General features: G+C 70.4%; 23 protein-coding genes. 13 read left to right on the top strand and 10 right to left on the bottom strand.

Going from position 1 to position 23930, the window contains the following annotated elements; all coding sequences use genetic code 11:
- Positions 1 to 115 precede the first annotated feature (115 nt).
- The 3 genes from H343_RS0126155 to mce all read right to left on the bottom strand — a co-directional run bounded on the left by H343_RS0126155 (position 116) and on the right by mce (position 5178).
- On the bottom strand, positions 116 to 1072 hold the full coding sequence (locus tag H343_RS0126155) for a cellulose-binding protein (RefSeq protein WP_028433546.1): 957 nt from the start codon (positions 1070 to 1072) through the stop codon (positions 116 to 118).
- A gap of 124 nt (positions 1073 to 1196) precedes the next feature.
- A complete protein-coding gene (scy, locus tag H343_RS0126150; protein WP_028433545.1) occupies positions 1197 to 4547 on the bottom strand; it encodes a polarized growth protein Scy in 3351 nt (1116 codons plus the stop codon).
- A gap of 169 nt (positions 4548 to 4716) precedes the next feature.
- Positions 4717 to 5178 (bottom strand): methylmalonyl-CoA epimerase, encoded by a 462-nt coding sequence (gene mce, locus H343_RS0126145; RefSeq protein WP_028433544.1) that lies wholly within the window; start codon positions 5176 to 5178, stop codon positions 4717 to 4719.
- A gap of 181 nt (positions 5179 to 5359) precedes the next feature.
- Between mce and H343_RS0126140 the strand changes: the two genes are divergently transcribed.
- Positions 5360 to 6541 carry an acetyl-CoA C-acetyltransferase gene (locus H343_RS0126140; protein ID WP_028433543.1) on the top strand — a complete coding sequence of 394 codons (1182 nt, stop codon included), beginning with the start codon at positions 5360 to 5362 and terminating at the stop codon, positions 6539 to 6541.
- A gap of 325 nt (positions 6542 to 6866) precedes the next feature.
- Positions 6867 to 7826 carry a methylmalonyl Co-A mutase-associated GTPase MeaB gene (gene meaB / locus H343_RS0126135; RefSeq protein ID WP_028433542.1) on the top strand — a complete coding sequence of 320 codons (960 nt, stop codon included), beginning with the start codon at positions 6867 to 6869 and terminating at the stop codon, positions 7824 to 7826.
- 382 nt (positions 7827 to 8208) lie between these two features.
- On the opposite strand, the gene H343_RS0126130 is transcribed toward meaB, so the two are convergent.
- A complete protein-coding gene (locus tag H343_RS0126130) occupies positions 8209 to 8736 on the bottom strand; it encodes a PepSY domain-containing protein (RefSeq protein ID WP_028433541.1) in 528 nt (175 codons plus the stop codon).
- 110 nt (positions 8737 to 8846) lie between these two features.
- Between H343_RS0126130 and H343_RS0126125 the strand changes: the two genes are divergently transcribed.
- Together H343_RS0126125 and H343_RS0126120 are read left to right on the top strand one after the other, a co-directional pair.
- Complete coding sequence (locus H343_RS0126125; protein WP_028433540.1) at positions 8847 to 9512, top strand: response regulator transcription factor; 666 nt, start codon at positions 8847 to 8849, stop codon at positions 9510 to 9512.
- Positions 9505 to 10908 carry an ATP-binding protein gene (locus H343_RS0126120; RefSeq protein ID WP_028433539.1) on the top strand — a complete coding sequence of 468 codons (1404 nt, stop codon included), beginning with the start codon at positions 9505 to 9507 and terminating at the stop codon, positions 10906 to 10908. Before H343_RS0126125 ends, H343_RS0126120 begins: the two co-directional genes overlap by 8 nt.
- A gap of 16 nt (positions 10909 to 10924) precedes the next feature.
- On the opposite strand, the gene H343_RS0126115 is transcribed toward H343_RS0126120, so the two are convergent.
- Genes H343_RS0126115 through H343_RS0126100 form a run of 4 tightly spaced genes read right to left on the bottom strand, consistent with a single transcriptional unit; the run spans position 10925 to position 13489 of the window.
- Entirely contained in the window at positions 10925 to 11401 is a 477-nt protein-coding gene (locus tag H343_RS0126115; RefSeq protein WP_028433538.1) for a MarR family transcriptional regulator, read from the bottom strand.
- 47 nt (positions 11402 to 11448) lie between these two features.
- Positions 11449 to 12204: an AIM24 family protein gene (locus tag H343_RS0126110; RefSeq protein ID WP_028433537.1), complete on the bottom strand. Its 756-nt coding sequence runs from the start codon at positions 12202 to 12204 to the stop codon at positions 11449 to 11451.
- The gene (locus tag H343_RS0126105) at positions 12201 to 12851 is read right to left on the bottom strand and encodes an AIM24 family protein (RefSeq protein ID WP_028433536.1); all 651 of its coding nucleotides are present in this window, start codon (positions 12849 to 12851) and stop codon (positions 12201 to 12203) included. The genes H343_RS0126110 and H343_RS0126105 overlap by 4 nt, the downstream gene beginning before the upstream one ends.
- Positions 12851 to 13489, bottom strand: coding sequence for an AIM24 family protein (locus tag H343_RS0126100; RefSeq protein ID WP_486587056.1), 639 nt, complete (start codon positions 13487 to 13489; stop codon positions 12851 to 12853). The genes H343_RS0126105 and H343_RS0126100 overlap by 1 nt, the downstream gene beginning before the upstream one ends.
- A 94-nt stretch (positions 13490 to 13583) precedes the next feature.
- On the opposite strand from H343_RS0126100, the gene H343_RS0126095 reads away from it, so the two are divergent.
- The 5 genes from H343_RS0126095 (at position 13584) to icmA (ending at position 17080) form a co-directional block, all read left to right on the top strand.
- Entirely contained in the window at positions 13584 to 13961 is a 378-nt protein-coding gene (locus H343_RS0126095) for a DUF3817 domain-containing protein (RefSeq protein ID WP_051266050.1), read from the top strand.
- Positions 13958 to 14251 carry an MTH1187 family thiamine-binding protein gene (locus H343_RS0126090; protein ID WP_028433533.1) on the top strand — a complete coding sequence of 98 codons (294 nt, stop codon included), beginning with the start codon at positions 13958 to 13960 and terminating at the stop codon, positions 14249 to 14251. The genes H343_RS0126095 and H343_RS0126090 overlap by 4 nt, the downstream gene beginning before the upstream one ends.
- Before the next feature lie 97 nt (positions 14252 to 14348).
- Positions 14349 to 14858 carry a MarR family transcriptional regulator gene (locus H343_RS0126085; RefSeq protein ID WP_028433532.1) on the top strand — a complete coding sequence of 170 codons (510 nt, stop codon included), beginning with the start codon at positions 14349 to 14351 and terminating at the stop codon, positions 14856 to 14858.
- Positions 14859 to 14947: 89 nt separating this feature from the next.
- Positions 14948 to 15280, top strand: a complete 333-nt coding sequence (locus H343_RS0126080; protein WP_028433531.1) for a DUF3817 domain-containing protein — start codon at positions 14948 to 14950, stop codon at positions 15278 to 15280.
- 99 nt (positions 15281 to 15379) lie between these two features.
- Positions 15380 to 17080, top strand: a complete 1701-nt coding sequence (gene icmA / locus H343_RS0126075) for a coenzyme B12-dependent isobutyryl-CoA mutase large subunit (RefSeq protein WP_028433530.1) — start codon at positions 15380 to 15382, stop codon at positions 17078 to 17080.
- Between the two features lie 169 nt (positions 17081 to 17249).
- On the opposite strand, the gene H343_RS0126070 is transcribed toward icmA, so the two are convergent.
- On the bottom strand, positions 17250 to 17891 hold the full coding sequence (locus tag H343_RS0126070; RefSeq protein ID WP_028433529.1) for a TetR/AcrR family transcriptional regulator: 642 nt from the start codon (positions 17889 to 17891) through the stop codon (positions 17250 to 17252).
- A 196-nt stretch (positions 17892 to 18087) separates the two neighbouring features.
- On the opposite strand from H343_RS0126070, the gene H343_RS0126065 reads away from it, so the two are divergent.
- The 4 genes from H343_RS0126065 to H343_RS0126050 all read left to right on the top strand — a co-directional run bounded on the left by H343_RS0126065 (position 18088) and on the right by H343_RS0126050 (position 22368).
- Positions 18088 to 19050, top strand: coding sequence for a tetratricopeptide repeat protein (locus tag H343_RS0126065; RefSeq protein WP_028433528.1), 963 nt, complete (start codon positions 18088 to 18090; stop codon positions 19048 to 19050).
- A 647-nt stretch (positions 19051 to 19697) separates the two neighbouring features.
- Positions 19698 to 20315: a DUF6230 family protein gene (locus H343_RS0126060; RefSeq protein ID WP_028433527.1), complete on the top strand. Its 618-nt coding sequence runs from the start codon at positions 19698 to 19700 to the stop codon at positions 20313 to 20315.
- A 111-nt stretch (positions 20316 to 20426) separates the two neighbouring features.
- A complete protein-coding gene (locus tag H343_RS0126055; RefSeq protein WP_028433526.1) occupies positions 20427 to 21077 on the top strand; it encodes a DUF6114 domain-containing protein in 651 nt (216 codons plus the stop codon).
- The gene (locus H343_RS0126050; RefSeq protein ID WP_486587055.1) at positions 21040 to 22368 is read left to right on the top strand and encodes a hypothetical protein; all 1329 of its coding nucleotides are present in this window, start codon (positions 21040 to 21042) and stop codon (positions 22366 to 22368) included. Before H343_RS0126055 ends, H343_RS0126050 begins: the two co-directional genes overlap by 38 nt.
- Before the next feature lie 107 nt (positions 22369 to 22475).
- On the opposite strand, the gene pyk is transcribed toward H343_RS0126050, so the two are convergent.
- Positions 22476 to 23918, bottom strand: coding sequence for a pyruvate kinase (pyk, locus tag H343_RS0126045; protein WP_028433524.1), 1443 nt, complete (start codon positions 23916 to 23918; stop codon positions 22476 to 22478).
- Positions 23919 to 23930 lie beyond the last annotated feature (12 nt).

Genomic DNA, 23930 nt, shown 5'->3' with positions numbered 1-23930 from the left:
CCGGACCCGTCCCCCGCCTGCGACGACTCGCCGCCGGGTGACGTGCCGGGACGCGGAAGGGCCCGGCACACCGAGTGCGCCGGGCCCTTCCGATGTCGCGTGGGACGCTCGCGCGTCAGCGGGACTGCTGGGCGGGAACGCCGCGAGTGGCGTTCTCCTCCTCCGAGTCCGACTCCTCCGCACCGGGCTGCCCCGCGGCCGCGACCGCGGCACCCGTGAGGGTGGCCAGCATCTCGCGCACGTTGGTCAGCTGCGCGTTGATGCTGTCGCGGCGGTTGGTGAGAGCAGCCAGCTCACGCTCCGACTCGCTGCGGACGCGGTCCGCCTTCGCGTTGGCGTCGGCCACGATGTCCTCGGCCTGACGCTGGGCCGTCTCCACCGTCTGACGGGCGCGGCGCTCCGCGTCCGTACGCAGCTTCTCGGCCTCCAGCCGCAGCTGCTCGGCGCGGTGCTCGATCTCCGCCAGGCGCTTCTCGGCCTTCGCCTGCCGGGAGGCGAGGTCACGCTCGGACTGCTCGCGGCGCTTGGCGAGGTTGGTCTCGAAGTCGGCGGCGGCCTGCGCGGCCTTGGCGCGGGTGTCCTCGAAGAGGGAGTCGGCCTCCTCGCGCTTGGACTGCGCGTCCTTCTCCGCCTCGGAACGCAGGACGGTCGCTTCGCCCTTGGCCTTCTCGACGATGCTCGCGCCCTCGTCCTCGGCCTTGGCCTTGCGCTCGGAGGCGTAGGCCTCCGCGTCGTTGCGCACCTGCTGCGCGGCGCCCTCGGCGAGCTCGCGGTGCTGCTCGGCGGCCCGGCGGGCCTCCTCACGCAGGTCCTTTGCCTCCTCCTCGGCGAGGCGGAGGATCTTCTCGACCCTGGCGCCGAGACCCGCGTAGGACGGCTCGGCGTCGTTGACCTGGGCCTGGGCGTTCTGCGTCTCGAGGTGCAGCTCCTCGATGCGCTTTTCCAGAGAGGTGATGCGAGCCAGTGCGCTGTCACGGTCGGCGACGAGCTTCGTGATGCGGTCGTCCACCTGCCCGCGGTCGTAGCCACGTCGCACGAGCTCGAAGCCGAAGGGGGAGGAAGTGTCGCTCATGGGGTTCCTGTCGAGTCAGACGGGTTATCAGACGGGGGAGTGATAGGGGAATCCTAGGGGCCAAGACGGCGTGTCATCGAGCCATTGCCGGTTTGATCTGGAGAATGTGCGCTCGTTCGAGTGGTCAGCTTCTGGAATCCTTGCCACCGGCACGAGATGTGCCTGCGCCAACACCCGCGGTCACGCCGTTGGTCGACCCGCTGTCGGAGCCGCCCTTCTTGCCGCCGCCCTCCGTGCCGCCGCCCGATCCGGGAGACTCGAACGACTCCAGCGCTTCCAGCACGTCCTGCACACGGGAGATCTCGGTGTTGATGTTCTCCTGCCGGCGCTCCAGCACCTCCAGTTCACGCTGCCCGGACTCGACCGTACGCTGCGCTTCCGCCTTCGCGTCCGCGCGGATCTCCTCTGCCTCGCGTACGAGGTCGGACTTTCGCTGCTCGGCGTCCTTCAGCAGACCCTCGGCCTTCTTCACAGCCGAGACGCGGACGCTGCCCGCCTCGTCGTCGGCCTCGCGCACGATCCGCTTGGCCTTCTCCTCGGCGTCGCGCAGCTGCTCCTCCGCGGCCTTCACCAGCTTGTCGCAGCGCTCGCCCGCCGCGCGCATCGCCTCGGAGGACTCCCGGCGCGCACGCTCGTGGAGCTGTTCGATCTCCCGCTCCACGCGGGCCCGCTGCTCCTCCGTGCGCTGCCTGATGGAGGCCGAGTCGCTTCGCGCCTCCTCCAGCATGGTGTTGGAGTCGGTGCGGGCCTTCTCCACGCGCTCCCGGCTGTCCTGACGGGCCTCCGTGACGAGGCGGTCCGACTCGCGGCGGGCCGCGCCCACCATGCTGTCGGCCTGCTCCTCGGCGGCGGTCTGGGTGCGCCGGGCCTCCTCCTGGGCCTCCGCGATGAGACTGTCGGCCTGCTCGGCCGCGTCGTTGCGCCTGCGCGCTGCCTCCTCGCGGGCCTCGTCAAGAATCCGCTGGGCCTCCGCGCGCGTACGGTCGGACTCCTCCAGCGCCTCCGAAACCGTGGTCTCCGCCATCGACTTGGCGGCCTCGGTCTCCTCCTGCGCCTCCTGCCGCAGCGCCGTGGCGGCACGCTCCGCCTCCGCCTGCCGGCGCGCGATCTCCTCCTCGGCCTGCTCGTGCAGCCCCGCGACGGAGTCCCGTACCTGCTGAGCGGTCTCCTCGGCGGTGGTGACCATGTCGGAGGCGCTGCGCTCCGCCTCCTCCACGAGGCGGGCCGCCTCGGCCTGCGCGTCCTCGACGCGCCGCCTGGCGGCGGCCAGCAGCTCATCGCTCTGCTCGCGCGCCTCCCGACGCTCCCTGTGCGCCTCGTCGCGGGCGTCGGCCAGCAGCTGCTCGGCCTCGCGCCGCCGCCGCTCGGCCTCCTCGCTGGCTGCGGACAGGGCCTCCGCCGCCTCCGTGTTCGTACGCTCGGCGGCGGCGTTGGCCTCGGACCTGATCCGGTCGGCGGTGTCCTGGGCCTCGGCACGCAGCCGCTCCGCCTCCGAGGTGGCGTCGCTGCGCAGCTGCACGGCCAGGGCCTCGCCCTCGGCGCGGGCCTGTGAGGCGTCCGAATACGCCTCCGAACGCAGCCGCTCCGCCTCCTCCTCCGCCTGCTGCTGGAGGGAGCGCAGGCGCTCCGCCGACTCGGCGCGCAGCCGCTCCGTCTCGGTACGGGCCTCCTCGCGCAGCCGGTCCGCCTCGCTGCGTGCGTCGGCGAGTGCGCGGTCGGCGTCGGCGAACTTCGCCTCCGCCTCGTCGTGCAGCCGCTGCAGCTCCTCGGCCGCCTCCGCCTTGCGGTCACGCGCGGCCTGCTCGGCCTCCTCGCGGATGCGCCGGCCCGACTCGTCGGCGTCGCTGCGGGTCTGGCCGGCCTGCTGCTCCGCGGTCGCGCGCAGCTCCTCGGCCTCGGCGTTCGCCCGCTCCAGCGCCTCCTCGGCCTGCCGGCGCAGCGTCGTCGCCCGCTCGATGGCCTCGGTGCGGACCCGCTCGCTCTCGCTCGCGGCGTCCGTGCGGGTGTCCTCCGCGTCGGCCTTCGCCTTGATCAGCAGTTCCTCGGCGCGGTTGGCCGCCTCCTCGATCTGCTGAACGGCTTCGCGGCGGGCCTCGCCGCGCAGACGTTCGCCCTCCTCGACCGCCTCCGAACGCAGCTGCTCGGCCTCGCCGCGCAGCCGCCTGGCCTCCTCCTGGAGCTCGACGGTCTTCTCGCGGTACTCCTTGGTGTCGTCCTTGGCGGCGCCCTCCAGCTCATGGACGAGAGCCTCCGCCTCCGAACGCAGCCGCGCGGCCTCGTCCTCCGCCTCCCGGCGGATGCGCTCGGCCTCCTCCGTGGCGCTGTGCGTGGTGGCCTTCGCCTCCTCGGAGGCTTTGTCCAGCACGTCCTCGGCGGTACGGGCGGCCTCCGCGAGCTGGTTGGCCGACTCCTCGGCCGACCTCGACCGGGCCTCTTCCTTGGCCTCGGCGATCAGCTGCTCGGCCTCTGCCTTGGCCTCCTCGCGGAGCTGCTCGGCCTCGGCCTTGATCGTCTCCGATTCCTTGGTCGCCTCGCTGACCATGCGGGCGACTTCGGCCTTGGCGGTGCGGGTGCGCTGCTCGTTGCCGGACTCGGCGTCGGCGACCTGCTTCTCGGCGGTCTCGGCCGCCTCCGAGAGCTTCTGCTCCGCCTCGGCGCGGGCCTCGCGCAGCGCGGTCTCCGCCTCCTGCATGCGCTCGTTGGCGCGGCGCACCAGATCGGCCGCCTCGCGCCGCGAGGACTCCGACTCGGTGCTGGTGGAGTTGCGCAGCTGCTCCGCGTGCTCGCTGGCCTCCTGCGCCTGTGTGGAGGCGGAACTCAGCAGCCTCTCGGCCTCGGCGCGGGCCCGGCGCAGGATCGCGTCGGCCTCCGAACGGGCCTGCTCCGCTTCGCTGTTGAGCCTGTTGCGGGTCTCCTCGGCGCTGCGCTGGGCCTCTTCGCGGGCCTGGGTGAGGGCGCGTTCGGCATCGGCGCGCGTCTCCTCCATGAGGCGCTGCGCCTGCTGTTCCGTACGGGCGCGCAGCTGCTCGGCCCATGCGACGTTCTCGTTGACGTGGGTCTCGACGGTCGAGCGGCGCTCCGCCAGCTCCTGGTCCAGCTGCTGCCGGCGGCGTACCGCCTCGGAGTGCAGCTCCGACTCCAGCCGGGACTGCTGCTCGGCACGCTCCTGGAGCAGCCTCTGAGTCTCCATACGGGCGTCGCGCAGCTCGCGCTCGGCGTCCGCCCGCATCTGGTCGGCCTGGAGCTGCGCGTTGCGCAGCAGCGACTCGGCGTGCTGGGAGAGGTTGTCGTACCCGGCCGGGCGCGTGGCGAGGGCGCGGCGCGCCTCGTGCAGTTTGGCGCGCAGCACTTCGACCTGATAGCCGAGGTCGTCGGCATGGTCGACGGCCTTCTCCCGCTCTTTCTTCAGCCGCTCCATCTCGGCCTCGAACTGCGAGAGGTGGTCGTCAGCCTCGTAGCGGTCGTAGCCCCGCACTGCGCGGTCCCATCCGTCCCCTGGTCGTGGTGGTGAACTGACCCCTTCATGGAAATGGTGTCAGAACATCGGCGGAACACGGGCCGGATCTCCAGCCCGGAGCCTCACTCCGGAGATGCGGAGGCCCGCCCCGGCCGAGTGGCCACTCTACCGGGCTCAAAGGCAGCCGTCAGTGGTCCGTTGCGGCCGATGGGTCGGCAGAGGCCTGTGGGGCGGCGGCGGTGACCAACTCCGTGAGGACACCGTGGCAGTCCTTGGGGTGCAGGAAGGTGATCCTCGAGTCCATCGAGCCGCGGCGCGGCTCGTCGTAGAGCACCCGGACACCGCGCTCGCCGACGGCCGCCGCGTCGGCGTCCACGTCGGCGGTTCCGAAGGCGATGTGGTGGACGCCCTCCCCGTGCTTGGCCAGCCACTTGGCGACCGTGGAGTCCTCCCGCACCGGTTCCAGGAGCTGGAGCCAGGACGAACCGCCGTCGTCGGTCCCGTTGATGCGGAGCATGGCCTCCCGCACGCCCTGCTCCTCGTTGACCTCGGTGTGGAAGACCTCGAAGCCGTACGTGGCACGGTAGAACTCGACGGTCCGCTCAAGGTCGAAGCAGGCGATCCCGATGTGGTCGATACGCGTCAGCATGGCCCCAGTGCAGCGCCTCGGCGCCTGGTTACGCAACGTGCGCACGGTCACACCGGCTGACCGGTGACCCGGGACAGTACCGCTCAGTACATTGGCGCTAACCCTCGTTAACTCACCCGCCGAAGGGACCCGAACCCTCATGACTGCTACGTCAGCTCGTACGGCCGGCAGCAGCACCTCCGTGATCGTCTCCGGAGCGCGCACCCCGATGGGGCGGCTGCTCGGCTCGCTCAAGTCCTTCTCCGGGGCCGACCTCGGCGGCTTCGCCATCAAGGCCGCGCTGGAGCGGGCGGGGATCGGCGGCGACCGGGTCGAGTACGTGATCATGGGCCAGGTCCTCCAGGCCGGCGCCGGGCAGATCCCGGCCCGCCAGGCCGCCGTCAAGGCGGGCATCCCGATGAACGTGCCCGCGCTGACCGTCAACAAGGTGTGCCTGTCCGGGCTGGACGCCATCGCCCTCGCCGACCAGCTCGTCCGTGCGGGGGAGTTCGACATCGTCGTCGCGGGCGGCCAGGAGTCGATGACGAACGCGCCGCACCTGATGCCCAAGTCCCGCGAGGGCTACAAGTACGGAGCCGTCGAGATGCTGGACGCGATGGCGCACGACGGGCTGACCGACTCCTTCGAGAACATCGCGATGGGCGCCTCCACGGAGAAGCACAACACCAGGCTGGGCATCGCCCGTCCCGAGCAGGACGAGGTCGCCGCGCGCTCCCACCAGCGGGCGGCCGCCGCACAGAAGAACGGCCTCTTCGACGCCGAGATCACCCCGGTCGAGATCCCGCAGCGCAAGGGCGAGCCCGTCGTCTTCAGCCAGGACGAGGGCATCCGCGGTGAGACCACGGCCGAATCGCTGGGAAAGCTGCGCCCCGCCTTCGCCAAGGACGGGACGATCACGGCCGGTTCGGCCTCGCAGATCTCCGACGGTGCCGCGGCCGTCGTCGTCATGAGCAGGGCCAAGGCCGAGGAGATGGGGCTGGAATGGCTCGCCGAGATCGGTGCCCACGGGAACGTGGCCGGACCGGACAACTCCCTGCAGTCCCAGCCCTCACGCGCGATCGAGCACGCCCTCGCGAAGGACGGCGGGGGCCTGAGCGCCGGAGAGCTCGACCTGATCGAGATCAACGAGGCGTTCGCGGCCGTCGCCGTGCAGTCAATGAAGGACCTCGGCGTGAGCCCCGAAAAGGTGAACGTCAACGGCGGCGCGATTGCCCTGGGACACCCGATCGGGATGTCCGGGGCGCGTATCGCCCTGCACCTCGCACTGGAACTGCGGCGCAGGGGCGGCGGCGTCGGTGCCGCGGCGCTGTGCGGCGGTGGCGGGCAGGGTGACGCGCTGGTGCTGCGGGTTCCCGGCGAGTGACCCCGTCCTCCGGGGCGTCCGGCCGGTCGCGTCGCGGGCGGTCGGGTGGAGTGGGGGCAGATGGAGACCCGTGAGCGGGGATCCGTGAGCGGGGATCCGTGGCGGTGAGCTGTGGCGGGGATCCTGACGGGGGTCCGGGCGGTGAGCTGTGGCGGGGATCCTGACGGGGGTCCGGGCGGTGAGCTGTGACGGTGAGCTGTGGGGGATCCGTGACGGTGAGCCGTCGGGGTATCCGTGAACGGGAGCCGGACCGGACCCGCCGGGGCCTGGAGAGGCCGGGGTCCGCAACCGGGTCCGTGGAGAAGACAAGAGGAGCGCGGCAGGCATGGCGGCAGACGTCCCCGAGCTGGTGGCACAGGCGCGAGAGGGAAGGCCGCGGGCGGTGGCCCGGCTGATCTCTCTCGTGGAGGGGGCGTCACCGCAGCTGCGTGAGGTCATGGCGGCGCTCGCACCCCTGTGCGGCAACGCGTACGTGGTGGGCCTGACCGGGTCGCCGGGCGTGGGCAAATCCACCTCCACCTCCTCCCTCGTCGCCGCGTACCGGCGCGCGGGCAAACGCGTGGGCATCCTCGCCGTCGACCCCTCCTCGCCGTTCTCGGGCGGAGCGCTGCTCGGCGACCGGGTACGGATGGGCGACCACGCCTCCGACCCCGGCGTCTACATCCGCTCGATGGCCACCCGCGGGCACCTCGGCGGCCTGGCGTGGGCCGCGCCGCAGGCGATCCGGGTGCTCGACGCGGCGGGATGCGACGTCGTGCTCGTCGAGACGGTGGGTGTCGGGCAGAGCGAGGTGGAAATCGCGGCCCAGGCCGACACGAGCGTCGTTCTGCTCGCCCCGGGCATGGGGGACGGCATCCAGGCCGCCAAGGCCGGAATCCTGGAGATCGGCGACGTCTACGTGGTCAACAAGGCAGACCGCAACGGGGCCGACGCGACCGCCCGCGAACTCAACCACATGCTCGGACTCGGAGAGGCCCGGTCGCCCGGCGACTGGCGTCCGCCCATCGTCAAGACCGTGGCGGCACGGGGTGAGGGCACCGAGGAGGTCGTGGAGGCACTGGAGAAGCACCGCGCGTGGATGGAGGAGCGCGGTGTCCTCGCGGAGCGGCGTACGCGGCGGGCGGCGCGGGAGATCGAGACGATCGCGGTGACCGCGCTGCGGGAGCGGATGGGGGAGCTGCGGGGGCGGCAGCGGATCGACGCGCTGGCGGAACGGGTCGTCGGGGGAGCGCTCGACCCGTACGCGGCGGCGGACGAGTTGGTGGCGGGGGTCACGGAGGGGTAGGCGCGGGTTTCGCGTCGCGGGCGGTGTCTGGGCGTGGGGTTCGGTGCGGGCGGTGCCGGGGGTGCGGTGACGGGGCCTGCGGTCCGGGGCGGCCGTACGGGGACGGCATGATTTACGGCCCGGAGCCCCCAGTCGTCACGTTGCCCGTGACGTGGATGCCGGGCCGAAAATCACGCTTGAGTGTCCCCGTACGGCCACCCCTCCCCTCCGGCCCCGTCACCTCACGCCGGTGGGTGTCCGCGGGTGGTGGACGGGGCGGGCAGAGCCTCGTCACCTCGCGCCGGTGGGTGTCCGCGGGTGGGGTCTGCGGGGTGGTGGACGGGGCGGGCAGGGCCCTGTCACCTCGCGCCGGTGGGTGTCCGCGGTGGTGGACGGGCGTCGATCAGTCGTCGTCGTCCGAGGTCTGGGCGGTGACCTTGCCGGAGGTGAGGTCGATGCTCAGCTCCTGCTCCTTGCCGTTCTTCTCGGTCTCGACCTCCCAGGCGTTGTCGTCGAGGTCGACCGAGGTGACCGTGCCGCGGTCCGATGCCTTCTCCGCGGCGTCGGCTGCCGAGACCTTCGGGTTCGCCGGGGCGGTGTCGTCGTCATCGTCCTCCTTGTGCTTGCCGAGGACCTTGCCCGTCTTGGCGTCCAGCCTTGTCTCGTGCGACGTGCCGTCCTTGGTGACCTCGACCTCCCAGACGCCGTCGTCCAGGTCGATTCCCGTGACGGTGCCCGGTGCCGCCTTGTTCGCCGTGGCGGCTGCTTCGGCAGCGGTCGTCGTGGCAGACCTGGCGTCGTCGCGGTCGTCCGTCCGGACGCTACTGGTCTCCTGCTTTCCGCCGTCGTCCGCGCGGGCGGCGGCGGAGAGCGTGCCGGTACCGATCAGGGCGGCGGCGGTGACCGTGGCGATGGCGATCTTGCGCTTCATGGTTCCTCCCGAGTGGCTTGCGATGTGTGTCCCACCGTGGCGGGAGGATGCTGAACGCAGCCTGAAGCCGCCTGAAGATCACTTCAGGTCCGGTGCGGGAGAGTGGACCCATGCGTCTGCTGATAGTGGAGGACGAGCGGCGGCTCGCCCTGTCACTCGCCAAGGGCCTGACCGCCGAGGGGTTCGCCGTCGATGTCGTGCACGACGGCGCCGAAGGGCTGTACAGGGCGAGTGAGAGCGAGTACGACCTGATCGTGCTCGACATCATGCTGCCCGGCATGAACGGCTACCGCGTCTGCGCGGCGCTGCGGGCGGCCGGGGACGAGACACCGGTGCTGATGCTGACCGCCAAGGACGGCGAGTACGACGAGGCCGAGGGGCTGGACACCGGCGCCGACGACTATCTGACCAAGCCCTTCTCGTACGTGGTGCTGCTCGCTCGGGTCCGCGCCCTGTTGCGCCGCCGCACGCGCGGGGCCAGGACGGTGATCGGAGTGGGAGAGCTGAGAGTCGACCCGGGCAGCCGGCGGGTGTCGGTGGGGGAGAGGGAAGTGCCGGTCACCGCGAAGGAGTTCGCGGTCCTGGAGCACCTGGCGACGCGTGCCGGGGACCTCGTGTCCAAGGCGGAAATCCTGGAGCACGTCTGGGACTTCGCATACGACGGCGACGTCAACATCGTCGAGGTCTACATCAGCGCCCTGCGCCGCAAGCTGGGCGCGGACTGGATCGTCACCGTGCGGGGCGCCGGATACAGGCTGGTGAACGCCGGTGCGTAGGGCCTCCGTCCGGATGCGCGCCGCGCTGGGCGCGACCCTCGTGGTGGCCGTCGCGCTGGTGGCCGCCGGATTCGTCGTGGTGGCGGTGCTGCGCGGCGGGCTGGCCGACAACGCCCGGCTCCAGGCCGAGGCGAAGGGCCGTGAGGTGGCCGCCCAGGTCTCCGACGAGGACACCCGCGATGTGGCGGACGTGGACGGACTCGGCGAGGACGAGGACCCCGTGCAGGTCGTCGGGCCCGGCGGGAAGGTGCTGGGCGCGGGGGAGTCGCTGCGCGGGCGCGGCCCCGTCGCGGACTTCAACCGCGCCGAGGGCGGCGGCCGTACGGACGATGACGACGATGACGAGGACGACGTCCGCCCCGTCGAGGTCGACGGAGAGATCGAGGAGCGGACGCTGTCGCTGCCGCTCGGAGAGGACGGTGAGAAGGGCGACTTCACGGTCGTCGGCGTGCAGAGCGGCACCCGCGACGGCACCCCGGTGACGGTGTACGCGGGCGCCTCGCTCAAGGACCAGCAGGAGGCCGTCTCCTCCGTCACGCGGTCGATGCTGCTCGGCCTGCCCGCCCTGCTGCTGGTCGTGGGCGGAGTGACGTGGCTGGTGACACGGCGCGCGCTGCAGCCGGTGGAGAGCATCCGCAGCGAGATGGCCGGGATCACCGCCAGCACGGATCTGTCGCGGCGGGTGCCCGAGCCGCACGCGCGGGACGAGGTGGCACGCCTGGCGCGCACGACGAACGAGACACTCGCGGCGCTGGAGTCCTCCGTCGAACGCCAGCGGCGCTTCGTCGCCGACGTCTCGCACGAGCTGCGCAGCCCCATCGCCTCGCTGCGTACGCAGCTCGAAGTGGGCGCCGCCCACCCCGAGTTGCTGGATGTGGACGGCGCGGTCACGGACACCGTGCGGCTCCAGCAGCTCGCGACCGATCTGCTGCTGCTCGCCCGTCTCGACGCGGGCGAGCGGCCCGGCGACCAGCGCGTGTCCCTGGGTGCCCTGGTACGCGAGGAGCTGGCGCAGCAGCAGTGGGGACGACACCCGGTGCGGCTGGGGGAACCGGCCGAGGGTGAAGTGTCCGGCTCACGTACTCAGTTGACGCGCGTGGTCGCCAACCTCCTGCAGAACGCCCAGCGGCATGCGGCCTCGGAGGTCACGGTCGAGGTGCGCGAGGTGGACGGACGGGTCGAGGTGGAGGTCTCCGACGACGGCGACGGCGTGCCGGAGGCCGAGCGTGAGCGCATCTTCGAACGGTTCGTACGGCTCGACGACGCCCGCAGCCGTGACGAGGGCGGGGCGGGCCTCGGGCTGGCCATCGCCCGCGATGTGGCGGCGCGGCACGGCGGGACGCTGACCGTCACGGACGGCTCCCGCTTCGTGCTGTGCCTGCCCGCCGCGGGCTGACCGGCGCGGAGTTCCGTCAGAACCGGCCGCGTTCGGCGCGGAGCTTCTCCGCGACGGGGCGCAGCGTCTCGTAGAGGTGCGCGAGGTCCTCCGGCGACATCCGGTCGATGAAGTGGCGCCTCACCGAGGCCACATGGTGCGGGGCGACGCCGCGCATCGTCTCCCAGCCGTCCTCGGTGAGTACGGCGAACAGCCCGCGCTTGTCCGACTCGCAGCTCTCGCGGCGGACGAGGCCCGCCTTCTCCATGCGTGTGATCTGGTGCGAGAGACGGCTCTTGGACTGGAGAGTGGAGGCGGCCAGATCGCTCATCCGCATCCGGTGCTCCTCGGACTCGGAGAGATTGACCAGGATCTCGTAGTCGTTCATGGTCAGACCGAACGGCTGGAGGTCACGCTCCAGCTGGTGCATGAGCAGGCGGTTGACGTCCAGGTGGATGCGCCATGCCCGCTGCTCGTCCTCGGTGAGCCAACAGGTGCCGTTGTCGGTGTCCATACCAGGCAACTTAACCCAGGGCCTGTCCGAAGTCCGCACGAATGTACTCACAGCCCGAACCTTCTCTGCAGGCCGCCCGACTGGCCCGGAGGCTGCGACGCCTGCACGCCCCCGCCCGGTACGCCTGCCTCGTGCGGCACCGCACCCGTCGCCTGCTCGGCCATCAGTACCTCGGTGGACTGGATCAGCACGGTGCCCGAGCCGACGAACTCGAACTGGTGCTCCTCGCCGGAGGCGCCGCCCAGGCCCGTCAGGGCACGGATGCCGCCCAGCACGCCCTTGAGGTAGCCGTGGTCGTAGTGGTGGCACGGCGAGGGGCAGTCGGCCCAGCCCACGATGGCCTGCGGGTCGACGCGTACGGGCGGTTCGACGAAGTGCACCGCGCCGTTGGAGGCCGCGACGAACTTGCCCGTGCCGATGAGGGTGAGGAAGCCCGGGATGATCGACTGCTTCAGGGACAGCGAGGGCTCGAAGGCCAGCAGGTTGCCGGAACGGACGGTGAGGTTGCCGTCCTCCAGGTCGTAGGAGTTGACGTCGAACGCGCGGTCGGCGAGCAGCATCTTGCCGCTGCCCTCGGCGACGACCCAGTCGGATGCATGCAGCGGCGAGTGGAAGCTGGTGGCGACGAGGCGGTCGAGGTGGCCGTGGCCGACGCCGGTGAACTCGATCTGCCCGTAGTAGGCGATCATCTTGCCCTTCTGCAGGAACCACTGGCCGTTGAGCTCCACGCAGAAGGTGTAGTCGTTGACGTTGTCGTCGGACGGGAGGGTCGTCACGTCCAGGATCCGGGGGCCGGCGGTCACAGCTTCTCCTCACTCGCCTGAACGAACACGGCACCGCTTCCGGACAGTTCGAGCTGGAAGCCCTCACCGGAGCCGCGGCCCACCATCTCCCGCCAGCCGAGCGCGGTCGAGAGCTTGTTGCGTACGTCACCGTGGTGGGCCACGTACGCCTGCGGGTCCACATGCACCGGCCGGTCCGGGGTGATCGGCAGCCGGACGACGCCGCCGTCCGCCATCACCGCCACCGCGCCCCTGCCCTTGAGCGTGGTGGTGAACAGGCCCTGTCCGGTGACCTGGCCGCGCACCATGCCCATCACGCCGCCGTCGGAGCCGAGGAAGAGAGTGCCCTGCTCCAGTGTCCCGTCGAAGGCCAGCAGCCGGTCGGCCTCGACGCAGAGGGTGTCGCCGTCGAGGTTGATGACCTCGACGTGGTGGCCGCCGTGCCCGAACATCACCGAGCCGGAGCCCTCGACCGTCATCAGCGGCGCCGCCTCGCCGGCGGCGCGCCGTCCGATCATGGACATCAGGCCGCCCTGGCCGCTTTGGATGTTGGGGGTGAAGCGGACCTCGCCGGTGTAGGCGATCATGGCGCCGCGCTGGCTGAACAGCCGCTGGCCGGGCTGCACCCGGGCCTCGACCATCTTGGAGTTGAGCTCCCGGAACGGCATCAGACGTCGCCCCCGATCGTGTTGCGCTCGCTGGGCTGCACGTAGACGAGGCCGTCGCCCTCGAAGTGGATCTGGAAGGACTCCCCGGAGCCCTCACCCATGAGGGTCCGGAAGTTCACTCCGGTCTGGAAGTTCTGCTGGAGACTGCCCTGATGGGCGATGTACGCACCCGGGTCGACCTGCAACGGCATGCCCTGCGCGACGCGCAGCACCACCGCCGGGCCGGCCGACATCAACGCCGCCATCCCGGTGCCCTCGACGGTGGTCGTGAACAGGCCGTTGCCCTGGGAGGCGCCGCGCAGCCCGGTGAAGGTCGTGCCGGTGCGCAGACCCGCGTCCGTGCAGAGCAGGTTGCTGGCCTCGACATGCAGGGTCTCGCCGTCGAGCCGGACCAGGTTGATGTCGCTGGCGCGGTCGGCGAAATAGCACGTCCCGCTGCCCTTCACCTCCATGACGGCCATCTGCTCGCCGGTGAGGCGCCGCGTCACCATGCCCCGCAGGCCCTCACCCCCGCCGGACATCTTCTTGAAGGCCATCTGGCCGTCGTAGGCGACCATGGACCCGTTCTTCGCCTTGACGGTCTCGCCGGTCATCTCTACGGCGAGCATTTTCGAGCTGTGAAGTCGGAACTGAGCCACATGCGGAAACCTACCCTGGGCTGGGCGAGGAGGGCAGGGGCTGCCACAATGGCGAGCGCTTGTGCATCCCTTCACAAACGATCGAGGATCTGCCGTGGCCATCCTGGAAACCCCGACCGGCCTCCCTCCCAAGTCGGTCTCCGCCCTGCGCCGCCTGCGTCTGGTCTCGACGCCCGAGGCGGTCTCCTTCCTGCTTCTCCTGGTCTGCTCCGTGCTGAAGCGGACCACCGAGTTCAACGCCGTACCGGTGATGGGTGCCGTGCACGGCGCGCTCTTCGTGCTGTACGTGCTCTTCTGGGCGGACGCCTGGAACCGCGTGCGCTGGCCTCTCGGGCGGGCCGCCCTGATGTTCGCGCTCTCGGTCCTGCCGGGCGGCGGCTTCTACGCCGACAAGCTGCTCCGGCGTGAGGAGGAGGCGGGCGTGATCGCCGCCCGCGCACGCAAGGAGCAGAGCCCGAAGGAGAGTTCATGATCGTCGCCTTCTCGGTGACGCCGCTGGGCGTGGGCGAGGACGTCGGCGAGTACGTCGCCGAAGCGGTGCGGGTCGTCCGTGAGTCGGGGCTCCCGCACCGCACCGACGCCATGTTCACCTCGCTGGAGGGCGACTGGGACGCGTGCATGGAGGTCGTGCGCGAGGCCGTCGCCGCCGTCGAGGAGCGCGCTCCCCGCGTATCGCTGGTCCTCAAGGCCGACATCAGGCAGGGCGTCACGGACGGGCTCACCTCGAAGGTCGAGGCCGTCGAGCGTCACCTGGCGGACTGAGCGCCCCGGACCGCGCGCGAGAGCGGGAGGGCGGCGCGGACGACCGATTCGTGAGACGCCTATGGCCGGCATGTGAGCGCCTACTAGGGTCTACTGCGTGCCGAAGCCGCTCAGTCTGACGTTCGATCCGATCGCTCGCGCCGATGAGCTCTGGAAGCAGCGCTGGGGGTCCGTGCCGTCCATGGCAGCGATCACCTCGATCATGCGCGCGCAGCAGATCCTGCTCGCGCATGTCGACGCTGTCCTCAAGCCGTACGGGCTGACCTTCGCGCGGTACGAGGCGCTCGTACTGCTCACCTTCTCGCGCGCGGGGGAACTGCCGATGTCGAAGATCGGGGAGCGCCTCATGGTGCACCCGACCTCCGTCACCAACACCGTCGACCGGCTGCAGAATGCCGGCCTGGTCGCCAAGCGCCCCAATCCCAACGACGGCCGCGGAACCCTCGCCTCCATCACGCCGCGCGGGCGGGAGGTGTGCGAGGCCGCGACCCGCGAGCTGATGGCCGTGGACTTCGGGCTGGGGGTCTACGACGCGGAGGAGTGCGGAGAGATCTTCGCGATGCTGCGGCCGCTCCGGCTGGCCGCGGAGGACTTCTCGGCGGAGTAGCGGCCCTCTCCGCTCCGGGGCCCGCCGGAAGGGCGGGACGGGCGGGGGTGCCGGAGGGCTGTGCGGGCGGCCCCGTTACGCTCGTCGGCATGAAGAAGTCCGTGCTGACCCGCTACCGGGTGATGGCCTATGTCACCGCCGTGATGCTGCTGGTGCTGTGCACCTGCATGATCTTCAAGTACGGCTTCGGCACGGGCGAGGATCTCACGTTCGTGGTCTCGCAGGCCCACGGCCTGCTCTTCATGATCTATCTCGTCTTCGCCTTCGACCTGGGGCAGAAGGCCCGCTGGCCGTTCGGGAAGCTGCTGTGGGTGCTGGTCTCCGGGACGATCCCGCTGGCTGCCTTCTTCGTGGAGCGCGGCATCGCCCGTGAGGTCGCGCCGCTGCTGGAGGACGGGCAGACCGCCCCCGTCAAGGCGTAGCCGCCGCGCCCGTTCCGTCCCCGTTCCGTCCGCTCCCGCCGCGGCTTTCCGGGACCGGCCGGTCGACAATTACTTGGACGTCCAAGTAAATTCGGGTGTATGGACGCACACGAGATTGAAGAGGGCCGCCGCCGCTGGCAGGCCCGGTACGACGCCGCCCGCAAGCGGGAGGCCGACTTCACCACGCTCAGCGGCGACCCCGTCGACCCCGTGTACGGTCCGCCCTCCGGTGACTCCCTGGAGGGCTTCGAGCGGATCGGCTGGCCCGGCGAGTACCCCTTCACGCGCGGACTGCATCCGACCGGCTACCGGGGCCGCACCTGGACCATCCGCCAGTTCGCGGGCTTCGGCAACGCCGAGCAGACCAACGAGCGCTACAAGATGATCCTGGAGGCCGGAGGCGGCGGGCTGTCCGTGGCCTTCGACATGCCGACGCTCATGGGCCGGGACTCCGACGACCCCCGCTCGCTCGGCGAGGTGGGGCACTGCGGCGTCGCCATCGACTCCGCCGCCGACATGGAGGTGCTCTTCTCGGGCATCCCGCTCGGCGACGTGACGACCTCCATGACGATCTCCGGCCCGGCGGTGCCCGTCTTCTGCATGTACCTCGTCGCCGCCGAGCGGCAGGGTGTGGACCCCGGTGTGCTCAACGGCACCCTGCAGACCGACATCTTCAAGGAGTACATCGCCCAGAAGGAGTGGCTGTTCCAGCCGGAGCCCCATCTGCGCCTGATCGGCGACCTGATGGAGCACTGCAGCCGCGACATCCCCGCCTACAAGCCGCTCTCGGTCTCCGGCTACCACATCCGCGAGGCCGGTTCCACGGCCGCGCAGGAGCTGGCGTACACGCTCGCCGACGGCTTCGGGTACGTGGAACTGGGCCTGAGCCGGGGCCTGGACGTCGACACCTTCGCGCCCGGACTCTCCTTCTTCTTCGACGCGCACGTCGACTTCTTCGAGGAGATCGCCAAGTTCCGCGCGGCACGCAGGATCTGGGCCCGCTGGATGCGTGACGAGTACGGGGCGACCAGCGAGAAGGCGCAGTGGCTGCGCTTCCACACCCAGACCGCCGGTGTCTCCCTCACCGCGCAGCAGCCGTACAACAACGTCGTACGCACCGCCGTGGAGGCCCTCGCGGCCGTGCTCGGCGGCACCAACTCGCTGCACACCAACGCCCTCGACGAGACCCTCGCGCTGCCCAGTGAGCAGGCCGCCGAGATCGCGCTGCGCACCCAGCAGGTGCTGATGGAGGAGACCGGCGTCACCAACGTCGCCGATCCGCTGGGCGGTTCGTGGTACGTCGAGGCGCTCACCGACCGCATCGAGGCCGACGCGGAGAAGATCTTCGAGCAGATCAAGGAGCGCGGCAGGCGTGCCGTCCCCGAGGGGAACCACCCCATCGGGCCGATCACCTCCGGCATCCTGCGCGGGATCGAGGACGGCTGGTTCACCGGTGAGATCGCCGAGGCCGCCTTCACCTACCAGCGGGCCCTGGAGAAGGACGACAAGAAGGTGGTCGGCGTCAACTGCCACACCTCCTCGGTCACCGGTGACCTGGAGATCCTGCGGGTCAGTCACGAGGTCGAGCACGAGCAGGTACGGGCGCTGGGCACACGCCGCAAGCAGCGGGACGACGCGGCCGTCTCCGCCGCGCTGGGCGAGATGATGGAGGCCGCGCGCGGCGACGCCAACATGATCGGCCCGATGCTCGACGCGGTACGGGCGGAGGCCACGCTGGGCGAGATCTGCGACGCACTGCGCGACGAGTGGGGCGTCTACACGGAGCCGCCCGTCTTCTGACGCGACGGGAGCGTTCGTGCACAGGGCGGTGGCCACGCCGGCCACCGCCCTGTGGTGTCCCTGGCGCCCCGCGCCGTCCGTGCCGGAGCGAGGGGGCACGGGTGGTGCGGCAGGACTCGGGCGGGGCGGGGAGATGGGGCGCCCGGCCCCCCCGTGGGCGCGCTCGCGCTCAGCGGGCGGCTCCGCCGGAGGAGGCGGCCGTCAGACCGTGCAGGAGCAGTGAGGTGAACTCCTCGGCCCACCGCGCGTCCACCGGTTGCGCGCTGACCAGGGTGCGGTGCACCACCGCGCCCGCGATGACGTCGAAGATCAGGTCGATCAGCCGCCCGCTCTCCTCCGCGCTTCCCTCGTCCGGGGGCAACTCGCCGCGCGCCTGGGCACGTTCGCGCCCCTGCACCACCAGCCGCTTCTGACGTTCCACGATCGCCTCACGGATGTGCTCGCGCAGCGCCGGATCGTGGGTCGACTCGGCGACGACGGCCATCAGCGACGCGTTGGTCTCGGGCCGCTGGAGCATCGCCGCGAAGGAGAGCACCACGCCCTCGACGTCCGCCCGCAGGCTGCCCCGGTCGGGCAGCTCCAGTTCGTCGAAGAGGACCGCGACCGCGTGCACGACGAGTTCGCCCTTGCTGGCCCAGCGCCGGTAGAGGGTGGTCTTGGCGACACCGGCGCGCGCGGCGACGTGTCCCATGGTGAGTTTTCCCCAGCCCAGGTCGACCAGCGCCGCGCGGGTGGCGTCCATGATGGCGGCGTCCGCCCGGGCGCTGCGCGGGCGGCCGACACGGCGGGGGGCGGAGGCGGGTGGGGGCATCGCGAGAGACCATATCGGGCGTACGGGGGGTATGCGGCGCGGGGTGAACCGGGGCCTCGGGCGAAGGGGCTTGCGCGGCCGGGTGCCCTTCTGGATACGCTACGGGAGGTATCGGAATGAAGGTCTCCGGTGCGACGACCACACGCCGGTGGGGACCCGGCACACAACACGGCGGGAAAGGGGGAGACTGGTACACATGCAGCCACGCAACATGTCAATGAGCGGAGTCGTCGACCTCTCCGCTGTGAAGGCGGCCGGAGAGGCCAAGCAGAAGGCGGAGCAGGTCAGGGCGCGCTCCGCCGAGCAGGGCGGTGCGGACGCACCGCTGGATCTCGTGATCGATGTCGACGAGGCCGGCTTCGAGGCGGAGGTGCTCCAGCGCTCCGCCGAGGTGCCGGTCGTCATCGACTTCTGGGCCGAGTGGTGCGAGCCGTGCAAGCAGCTCTCGCCCGTGCTCGAACGTCTGACGCGGGAGTACGCCGGGCGCGTGCTGCTCGCGAAGATCGACGCCGACAAGAACCAGATGCTGATGCAGCAGTTCGGCGTTCAGGGGATCCCCGCGGTCTTCGCCGTCGTCGCCGGCCAGGCGCTGCCGCTCTTCCAGGGGGCCGCCCCCGAGGCACAGATCCGCCAGACGCTCGACCAGCTGATCCAGGTCTCCGAGGAGCGCTTCGGTATCACGGGCCTGCAGGGCGCCGTCGCCGAGGAGGAGGGCGAGCAGGAGGCCGGCGTGCCCGAGGAGCCCGAGGACCCGGCACTCGTCGCCGCCCAGCAGGCGCTGGACACGGGTGACTTGAACGGCGCGGTCCAGGCGTACAAGAACGTCCTCAGCGGCGACCCGAACAACGTCGAGGCCCGCGTCGGTCTCGCCATGGCCGAACTGCTGGGCCGCGTACAGGGTCTGGACGCGCAGCAGGCGCGCAAGGACGCCGCCGACCGTCCGTCCGACGTGGACGCCCAACTGCGGGCTGCAGACCTGGACATGGCCGGCGGCCATGTGGAGGACGCCTTCGGCCGCCTTGTGGAGGCGGTGAAAAGGTCCGCCGGGGACGAGCGGGAGAAAGCGCGTCTTCGCCTGCTGGAGCTCTTCGAGGTGATTGGTTCGGACGATCCACGGGTAGTGACGGCGCGTAGCGCACTCGCACGCGTGCTGTTCTGACGGCTCACGCCGTCACACGGGCAGCTTCGCGACCCGTGGTTCAAAGGCGCCTCAGCGGCTGTGTTTTGCCAAAACTTGGCAATCGCAGCCGCTGTTACTCGTAGTAAGTGCGGTTGCGGGCTTTGGTCGTTGATGTCCGCATTGATTCCGCGCTTTGCGCATGGGGGGTGACGACCCTGTGTGTCTGTCCTATGCTGATCGGCCGCCGTCCGGTTATCTGGCCGTTACTCGCTGGTAACGCACCCCCTTGTGCACAGCGTTCGGATAGACCACGATCGGCCAAGCTCGGTCCATTGCCAGCAGCCCGGCAACCATTCGGCGCTGCCTCGGTACTGGATCCCCACCGAGCAGACCGGCACTGCAAGCTTCAGCCCCACCCAGCACCACCGCCGGTCTTCCGGACAGGGGGGTCTCCGCCGAATCAGGCAGAGCCTGTCCGAACAAAGCAGGTTGCGCGTGAGCGTGGCCAGTGGTTGTCGCTCGGGGGTGATCGCCGACAGCTCGGACGTGACGTATCCGTACGTCTGTCGATGACGGCGCTCTCCTTCCCGAGGACGTAGCACTTCTCCCATCCCAGGTCAGGGAGCGGACCGTTTCAGGAGCGGTTCGTCCAGGCCGGAGATGTACGTCCGAGAAGGAGGAAAGTCATGGAGTCCCTGGCTCGTGGCGGGACCAGATGGAAGCGGTTCGCCGTCGTCATGGTGCCGAGTGTCGCTGCCACCGCAGCTATCGGTGTGGCCCTGTCGCAGGGCGCGCTGGCGGCGTCGTTCAGCGTCTCCGGTCAGCAGTTCAAGATCGCTGCCGACCGGCTGGAAGGCACCGGGTTCGTTCAGTACGGCGCGATCGACTCGACGAAGGTCGGGAAGAAGCCCGTCGCGGTTGTCGGCTTCAACTCGGCGAAGATCAGGAATCTTTGCCAGTCGGTCGTCGTGCCGGTGCCGGCATTCGGCGACGTGACGATGAAGTTGGGCGCGGGTGCCGCGGGCGGCCCCCAGGTCGAGGCGAAGAAGCTGTACGTCGACGCCGACGACATCGCCGCCAACGCGACGTTCAAGAACGTCGACATCGGCGTCGCGGTGGACGAGACCACCAAGGGTCCCGGTCCCAACAAGGGCGACAAGTACCTGCCCGGTTCGTTCGCACAGCAGGCCGACACCGCGATATTCACGGATGTCAAGCAGCGCGCCTGGGCGACGACCGCCGGCACGTTCAAGCTCAGCGGTCTCAAGATGGCCGTGAAGAAAGGCAAGAACGAGTGCTACTGACAGGCACTCACTGACCGTACGGGTGCGAAGCGGCTGCTCCTTGCCGCTCCGCACCCGCACGGTCGGCTCCATCAACGCAAGCTTCGTGCCAGTCCCGAGGAGCTGTACGACATGAGCGCCGAGACGCGACAAAGGCCGACTTCCGGATTCGGCCAGAAGCGTAGTTCGTTCCGGGACTGGCGTGGACAGCGCCCGTTCTGGGGCGGGTTGCTGACTCTGCTCGCCGGTTTCCCCATCATGTACATCCCGTACCAGAACCTCACACTGGGTTCACTGACCATTCGGATGTCGACGACGGCGGGCGCCGGCTCGCTGATCATCGGCGTGCTGCTGGTGGTACTCGGGCTGACGATGTGGTTCCAGCCCCATTCTCGGGTGTTCGCCGGTATCGCGGCGATTCTGCTCTCGCTGGTCTCCCTGGTCGTCTCGAACGTCGGGGCCTTCATGATCGGCTTCCTGCTGGGACTGTTCGGCGGCGCCCTGGGCGTCTCCTGGGCTCCGGGGAAGCCGCTCGCCAAGGCTGACGCGGGCGGCGGCGGTGGCGGGGACCAGCCCGAGGACACGGTGGTGGAGGAGAGGACCCCGTCGAGCCCGACGTACTCCTCGACGCACAAGGCGTCCGGAGCGGCGGCCGGGGGGAGCACGGGCTCCGACGCCCGTCACCTCTCAGGTACGGCCCAGGACGACCTTTCAGTCTTTGGAACGGCTCCGTCGACCGGAGCCGATGCGAACCATGGGAACGGGAGGCACGGTGCCGGGTGACGAGGTGCATGAGGAGGCGGGTACGCCGGCGCAGTCGGCGTCCGGCGCCGGCCGCGGGAGAGTCGGACCGCGTCACGCGGCACCGAGGAAGCCGCTGCTGACCCGTCTGCATGTCCCCGCGGGCAAGGCGATCGCACTCGCGGCGATGCCGTCCGCGGTCCTGATGGGCATGGGGCTCACGCCCCAGCTGGCCAGCGCGAAGCCGCTGCCCAAGAACCCCTTCAAGCCCGGCCCTTGCGTGTCCCAGCCGGACAAGGACGGCACGGAGGACGACAAGCAGGACAAGGACGAGAAGGGCAAGGGCGAGAAGGAGGACGGCTCCACCGGTGACGGTTCCGGGTCGTCCGGCCCCTCCGAACCGCCCTCCTCGGGCGGCTCGTCCGGCGGCGGCGACTCGGACAAGCCCGAGCCGGGCCCCTCCGACCCTGAGCCCAGCCCGTCCGACCCCTCGCCGAGCCCGTCCGACCCGGACGAGGACGAGGAGGACGAGGACGACGGCGGCGGCCTGATCGGCGGCATCGGCGACGCGATCGGCGACATCCTCAGCCCGGGCGAGAAGAAGGAGAAGGAGGAGGCCGAGAAGGAGAAGGCCGCCGAGGAGAAGGCCGAGAAGGAGAAGGCCGAGAAGGAGGAGGCAGCCGAGGAGAAGGCCGCCTCCGGGTCCACGGGCTCCTCCAAGCCCGTCGAGGACGCCGCCGGCAAGGTCGGCGAGGGCCTCGAGGACACGGTGGACGAGCTCGGCGAGGCCGGAAAGCCGGGCGAGGACGGACCGGACGGGAAGGCCGAGTCCGGGAAGGCGTCCGAGGACGGCAAGAAGGCCTTCCCCTGCGTCGAGGAGAAGAAGGACGCCGGGGAGGACGAGCAGACCCCTGCCACCCTGCCCAACGACCCGTGGACGCTGAAGGCGACCTCGCTCGGTCTGCACGGCCTCGACTACAAGGGCGTCGTCAACGTCCGTACGGCGGACGGCAAGACCAAGCAGGCCCTCAAGTTCACCGCCGACAGCGTGGACATCGGCGACCTGCACCAGATAGTGCAGGCCCCGGACGGCACCAACTACCACGTACGGGCCGCCCAGGGGTCCACCTCCACCATCCGTGGCGGACAGGTCACCATGTACACCGAGCGGCTGGAGGGCAACCTCTTCGGGCTGATCCCGATCGTCTTCGACCCGGAGCACCCGCCGCCGCTGAACGTCCCCGAGGCGTACTTCACCAAGGTCGAGGTGACGCAGGCCGGCCAGTTCGGCGGCAACCTGACGGTTCCCGGACTGCACCAGAGCATCGACTGAGCCGCCCACCCGCTTTCGCCGGGAGCCGCACGACAGCAGGGCCCGCGACCTCACAACGAGGCCGCGGGCCCTGCTGGTTGCCTGTTGCCTGTCCGGGCGTTTACATCTCAGGACTGCTCTGACGCCTCCTGCGTGCCGCCCAGGTGGTGCACCCGCACCATGTTCGTCGTCCCCGGGACGCCGGGCGGGGAGCCCGCGGTGATGAGCATGGTGTCGCCGGCTTCGTACCGCTGGAGTTTCAGCAGCTCCGCGTCGACCAGCTCGACCATCTCGTCCGTGTGCCGGACGTGCGGCACCACGTACGTCTCCACGCCCCAGCTCAGGGTGAGTTGGTTGCGGGTCTCCGGTTCGGTGGTGAAGGCCAGGATCGGCTGGCAGGCGCGGTAGCGGGAGAGGCGGCGTGCGGTGTCGCCCGACTTGGTGAAGGCGATCAGTGCCTTGCCGTTCAGGAAGTCAGCCATCTCCGCCGCCGCGCGGGCGACCGAACCGCCTTGCGTGCGCGGCTTCTTGCCCGGCACCAGGGGCTGCAGGCCGCGGCCGAGCAGCTCCTCCTCGGCCGCTTCGACGATCTTCGACATCGTCTTGACCGTCTCGATCGGGTACTGCCCGACCGAGGACTCGGCCGAGAGCATCACGGCGTCCGCGCCGTCCAGGATCGCGTTGGCGACGTCGGACGCCTCCGCGCGGCTGGGCCGGGAGTTGGTGATCATCGACTCCATCATCTGCGTCGCCACGATCACCGGCTTGGCGTTGCGGCGGCACAGTTCGATGAGGCGCTTCTGCACCATCGGCACGCGCTCCAGCGGATACTCCACGGCCAGGTCGCCGCGCGCCACCATCACGCCGTCGAAGGCGAGGACGACCGACTCCATGTTCTCGACGGCCTGCGGCTTCTCCACCTTGGCGATCACCGGTACGTGCCGGCCGACCTCGTCCATGATCCGGTGAACGTCGCGCACGTCGGAGGCGTCCCGCACGAAGGAGAGCGCGACCATGTCACAGCCCATGCGCAGGGCGAACTTCAGGTCCTCGACGTCCTTCTCGGACATGGCCGGGACGTTGACTGCCGCGCCGGGCAGGTTGATGCCCTTGTGGTCGGAGATCACGCCGCCCTCGATGACGATGGTGCGTACGCGGGGGCCGTCCACCTCGGTCACCTGCAGGGCCACGTTGCCGTCGTTGATCAGCACGGCGTCGCCCTTGGTGACGTCCGCAGGGAGGCCCTTGTAGGTGGTTCCGCAGATGGTCCTGTCGCCCGCCACGTCCTCGGTGGTGACCGTGAACTCCTCGCCGCGGACCAGCTCCACCGGTCCCTCCGCGAAGGTCTCCAGACGGATCTTGGGGCCCTGCAGGTCGGCGAGGACGCCCACGGCCCGCCCGGTCTCCTCGGCGGCCTTGCGGACGCGGGCGTACCGCTCCTCGTGCTCCGGGTGGGACCCGTGGCTCATGTTGAAGCGGGCCACGTTCATGCCGGCCTCGATCAGCGTCTTCAGCTTCTCGTAGGAGTCGACGGCGGGGCCCAGGGTGCAGACGATTTTGGAACGGCGCATAGGACGATCCTA

Source organism: Streptomyces sp. TAA204 (genome assembly GCF_000424965.1).
Note: the sequence above shows the minus strand (reverse complement) of the source record. Positions and strands in the feature narration are given on the sequence as shown.